Source organism: Maribacter sp., from assembly GCF_049667165.1.
Classification (GTDB): Bacteria; Bacteroidota; Bacteroidia; order Flavobacteriales; family Flavobacteriaceae; genus Maribacter_A.
Map to the genome: position 1 here is coordinate 1 of NZ_JBATHS010000324.1, position 5238 is coordinate 5238.

The 5238-nt window shown below is 42.8% G+C and carries 4 protein-coding genes and 1 pseudogene; all 5 read left to right on the forward strand.

Translation table 11 applies throughout. The features are described 5' to 3' along the window. The coding region (locus WBM98_RS15005) for a methylmalonyl-CoA mutase family protein (protein WP_424366840.1) at positions 1-3000 on the forward strand (3000 nt) is incomplete at its 5' end. Positions 3001-3193: 193 nt separating this feature from the next. After that, positions 3194-3637 (forward strand): hypothetical protein, encoded by a 444-nt coding sequence (locus WBM98_RS15010; RefSeq protein WP_424366841.1) that lies wholly within the window; start codon positions 3194-3196, stop codon positions 3635-3637. A gap of 70 nt (positions 3638-3707) precedes the next feature. Next, on the forward strand, positions 3708-4508 hold the full coding sequence (ppk2, locus tag WBM98_RS15015; RefSeq protein WP_424366842.1) for a polyphosphate kinase 2: 801 nt from the start codon (positions 3708-3710) through the stop codon (positions 4506-4508). Positions 4509-4575: 67 nt separating this feature from the next. After that, positions 4576-4941: a DUF7009 family protein gene (locus WBM98_RS15020; RefSeq protein WP_424366843.1), complete on the forward strand. Its 366-nt coding sequence runs from the start codon at positions 4576-4578 to the stop codon at positions 4939-4941. A gap of 37 nt (positions 4942-4978) precedes the next feature. Further along, positions 4979-5238 (forward strand): annotated as a pseudogene (locus tag WBM98_RS15025) (hypothetical protein); the annotation flags it as partial.

Here is a 5238-nt window from a genome sequence, read left to right on the forward strand (position 1 = left end):
AACCCACCTTTAGCCCTTCCAAAAGAAACCGGAATTAAAGAGTTACTCCATAAAAAAGACGTTCAAACCATAGCAAGACTGATCAGTTTAGCCGAAAACAGACACGATGAGTTTGAAAAAGCTTTCAACCAATTGGGAGAAACGGGAAAGGGGACTACTCCTGTTTTGGGTATCACAGGAACTGGCGGTGCCGGGAAATCCTCTTTGGTCGATGAGTTGGTGCGCCGTTTTTTAATCGATTTTCCCAAAAATACCCTTGCTATCGTCTCAGTGGACCCATCCAAACGAAAAACAGGGGGTGCACTTCTTGGGGACCGGATCCGTATGAACGCCATCAACAACCCTCGGGTATATATGCGTAGCTTGGCAACCCGTCAAAGCAATTTGGCATTATCAAAACACATACAGGAAGCGGTGGATGTACTAAAGGCGGCCGAGTACGACCTTATCATCCTCGAAACTTCTGGTATAGGGCAGTCCGATACCGAGATTGTGGAACATAGCGATGTATCCCTCTATGTAATGACCCCTGAATTTGGGGCTGCTACCCAACTTGAAAAGATCGATATGCTCGATTTTGCCGACCTCGTGGCCATCAACAAATTCGATAAACGCGGCGCTCTTGATGCACTTCGTGATGTAAAAAAACAATACCTACGCAACCATAATCTGTGGGATACGCATCAGGATGATCTACCTGTTTTTGGCACCATAGCTTCCCAATTCAATGACCCGGGGATGAACACCCTCTACAAGGCGGTAATGGACAAAGTAGTTGCGAAGACCAGTGCCAATTTAAAATCCAGCTTTACTGTTTCAAAGGAACTATCCGAAAAGATTTTTGTGATCCCGCCGGCCCGCATCCGTTACCTTTCGGAAATTACTGAGAGCAACCGTGCATACGATCAAAAAGTGGATGATCAAGTAATCTTGGCGCAAAAGTTATATGGCATTTTTAAAACGATTGAATCTGTTACCGGAACAACGCCAAAATTGGATAAACATGGGATTGTTTTGGAATCCGTCAGTTCGGAAGCCATCGATAATAAAGACTTTGTAAGTAGGCTTATTGCGGAATTCGACCGTATAAAAATGGACTTTGACCCTTACCATTGGGAGATGCTACTGCATTGGGATGAAAAGGTCAAAAGATACAAAGACCCCATGTTTAGCTTTAAGGTAAGAGGTAAGGAAATAAAGATTGAAACACATACCAAATCGCTTTCACAGAACGACATTCCAAAAGTAGCCTTGCCAAAATATCAAGCGTGGGGTGACCTCTTGCGATGGATGCTGCAAGAAAACGTTCCCGGTGAGTTTCCGTATACATCAGGGTTGTATCCGTTTAAAAGAATGGGGGAAGACCCTGCCCGTATGTTTGCCGGTGAAGGTGGACCCGAGCGTACCAATCGCCGTTTTCACTATGTGAGTATGGGTTTGCCGGCCAAACGGCTTTCCACGGCTTTTGACAGTGTTACCCTTTACGGAAACGATCCCGATCGGCGTCCCGATATTTATGGGAAAATCGGTAATGCCGGTGTTTCCATCTGTTGTCTGGATGATGCAAAAAAATTGTATTCGGGCTTCAACTTGGCAGATGCCATGACCTCGGTAAGTATGACGATCAACGGCCCCGCACCCATGCTATTGGGTTTCTTTATGAATGCCGCGATCGACCAGCAATGTGAACTGTACATCAAGGAAAATAGCCTCGAGAAAGAAGTCGAGGCAAAAATTCAAAAGTACTATAAGGACAAAGGTATTGAACGCCCACGTTACAATGGTAAACTTCCGGAAGGTCATGACGGTCTTGGTTTATTGTTATTGGGTGTTACGGGGGATCAAGTGCTTCCATCGGAGATCTATAAAAAGATAAAGACGAAGACCCTCTCCCAAGTGAGGGGTACGGTACAGGCCGATATTTTGAAGGAAGACCAAGCACAGAATACCTGTATCTTTTCCACCGAATTCGCTTTGCGGTTGATGGGCGATGTACAAGAATATTTTATAAAAGTGAAGGTGCGTAACTTCTATTCCGTGTCCATTTCGGGCTATCATATAGCCGAAGCCGGTGCCAACCCTATTTCGCAATTGGCATTTACGCTTTCCAACGGGTTCACCTATGTGGAATACTATTTGAGTCGGGGTATGGACATCAATCAATTTGGCCCAAACCTTTCCTTTTTTTTCAGCAATGGCATCGACCCGGAATATGCGGTGATCGGCCGCGTAGCCCGTAAAATTTGGGCCAAGGCGATGAAAGTAAAGTACGGCGCCAACGAGCGGGCACAGATGCTCAAATACCATATCCAAACCTCGGGAAGAAGCTTGCATGCACAAGAGATCGACTTTAACGACATACGCACCACACTGCAAGCGCTGTATGCCATTTATGATAATTGCAATTCGTTACACACCAATGCCTATGACGAGGCCATAACCACCCCTACTGAGGAATCGGTACGCAGGGCCATGGCCATTCAATTGATCATTAATAAGGAGCTGGGCTTGGCAAAGAACGAGAACCCCATCCAAGGTGCCTTTATCATTGAAGAATTGACCGATTTGGTCGAGGAGGCCGTATTGCTTGAGTTTGACCGTATCACTGAGCGTGGTGGAGTGCTAGGCGCTATGGAAACCATGTACCAGCGTAGTAAAATACAGGAAGAAAGCCTGTACTATGAGACCTTGAAGCATTCGGGGGAATATCCCATTATTGGGGTGAACACCTTTTTGAGTTCCAAAGGGTCGCCCACCATTATGCCCACGGAAGTAATCCGTGCTACCGAGGAGGAAAAGCAATTTCAGATCTTTACCAAAGAAAACCTACATAAAGCTCATACGGCTGAGGTTGAAGGACTGATCAAGGATTTGCAAAGTGCGGCGATACATAATGAAAACCTATTTGAAAAACTCATGGAGGTCACAAAATTCTGTTCCTTGGGACAGATTACTTCGGCCTTGTTCGAAGTAGGGGGACAATATCGACGGAATATGTGAGAAAAGTTTGAACGAATTTAAATTACGCCTGTAAAAGAAACTAACTGTCAGTTCGAGTGATTTTTGATAGAAAATAGTATCGAGAACAGTCGTAACAGATGAAAAATAGATTCTTGATGTTAATTTCACTCTTAAATGAAAATTCGGCTGTATTTTGATATAATCGAATAAAACACGTAAGCAGTTCTATACTATGAAAATAAACATCCCTGATTGGGTCATTATCCTAGGAGGTATTGGCCAGATATTCACAGCCTTGGTCTACCCTTATATTCGACATCAAGTGTTTGATTGGTATAACGATGTAAAAAAATTAAAACCACTAAACCAAGAAATTGCGAAGACCTATGGGCGCTATATAGTAGGATTGAATTTTTGTTTTGGCCTAATTACTATTTTATTCACTTCGGACCTAAAAAACCAAACAGGATTAGCTGTCGGCTTAACAGGACTGATTGCCTTATACTGGGTAGGCAAGGTCGCCACACAAATGGCTTATTACCCCATGTATGAAATACCCAAAAAGGCATTGTTTAAAATAGGTGGTGCATTTATGAATTTTCTTTTTGTGTTTTTCGCCGGCATATACACGATCTTGTTTATTCATAACTTATCTGGTTATTTAGAAGCGTACTAAATTTATATCAAATAGACCACTTTGGTTGGGAAGTGCCATAGTCTAGCCCCTTTTTTATTAAATTCGTTTTATGGGAGATTCTAAAAGGAAATCATGTGCTGAGAATGGGGATAATTATGAGGATGCACTTGCCTGTTTGCAGAAAGATCTAGTTCATCTTCAGGAATGGGTACGAACACAAGGTCTAAAAGTGGTTATTATTTTTGAAGGCCGGGATGCCTCGGGAAAAGGTGGTACCATTAAAAGAATTACAGAGCCCTTGAACCCTCGCGTGTGTAGGGTAGTAGCATTGGGAGTGCCAACGGAAAGAGAAAAAACGCAGTGGTATTTTCAGCGGTATGTGGCACATTTGCCTGCAGCTGGCGAAATAGTGATCTTTGATCGTAGTTGGTATAATAGGGCAGGGGTAGAAAAGGTAATGGGCTTCTGTACCGATGAGGAGTACGATGAGTTTTTACGTTCATGCCCATCATTTGAACGTATGTTGGTGCGCTCAGGTATTATACTTTTAAAATACTGGTTTTCGGTCAGTGACGAAGAGCAAGAAAAGCGTTTTAAAAGCCGCATTAAAGACCCAATGAAGCGCTGGAAATTTAGCCCAATGGATTTGGAATCCCGTGCACGTTGGTTGGAATATTCTAAGGCCAAAGACGATATGTTCGCACATACCGATACCAAACAAGTACCTTGGTTTGTGGTGAATTCCGATGATAAGAAAAAAGCGCGGCTTAATTGTATTGACCATATCTTAAGCCAAATTCCTCATGAAAAAATGAAGTATAAACCGATAAAACTACCTCCTTTGCCGCAATATGAAAGTTATGTACGTCCTCCTATGAAGTACCAAACTTTCGTGCCAGAAAAGTATTGAATCTTGATCAACTTTTATTGGGGTCACTTTTTATGATTTTACTATCTTCGGGAAAATTCAGATAATAATGAAAATACGTATAAAGGAAAATTCAGTTCGATTTCGGTTGACACCCACCGACGTTAAAAAGTTTTGTGAAGAAGGAGGTATCGAAGAAACGACCCAATTTAGTTCAACTACGTTCAGGTATGGTGTAAAACAGAAGCAAATTGAGAAGCTACAGGTAGATTTCAAAGATAGCGCCATAACGCTTTATGTTCCTGAAAGTTTCGCCAAGGATTGGCACGACAATGATGTGGTAGGCTTAGATCATCATGAGAAACTTGCGAATGGTGGTACATTTTATCTATTATTGGAAAAGGATTTTGCCTGCTTGGATCAGACCCATGAAGATCAAACGGACAAATATCCAAACCCGAAAGGAGGTTGTTGATAATGCGTTTATTATCCTAGTTTGACTATATTTAATTATGGATGATAAGCTACATAGAAAGGTTTCCATACTCGGTCCTGGCACTTTCACTAAAATCAAACTTAAAACCGCTGCACAATATGCCGCCGGATTACCGGGGGTCAAAGCAGCCATGTCCCATGTTTTTAAGGAAATGGGCGTCGTTCGTTCGTTACAGGCGTTATCGAACATGAACCAAAAAGAGGGTTTTGAGTGCCCCAGTTGTGCCTGGCCAGACCCAGATGAGCCTTCCAAAATTGGGGAATTTTGTGAAAATGG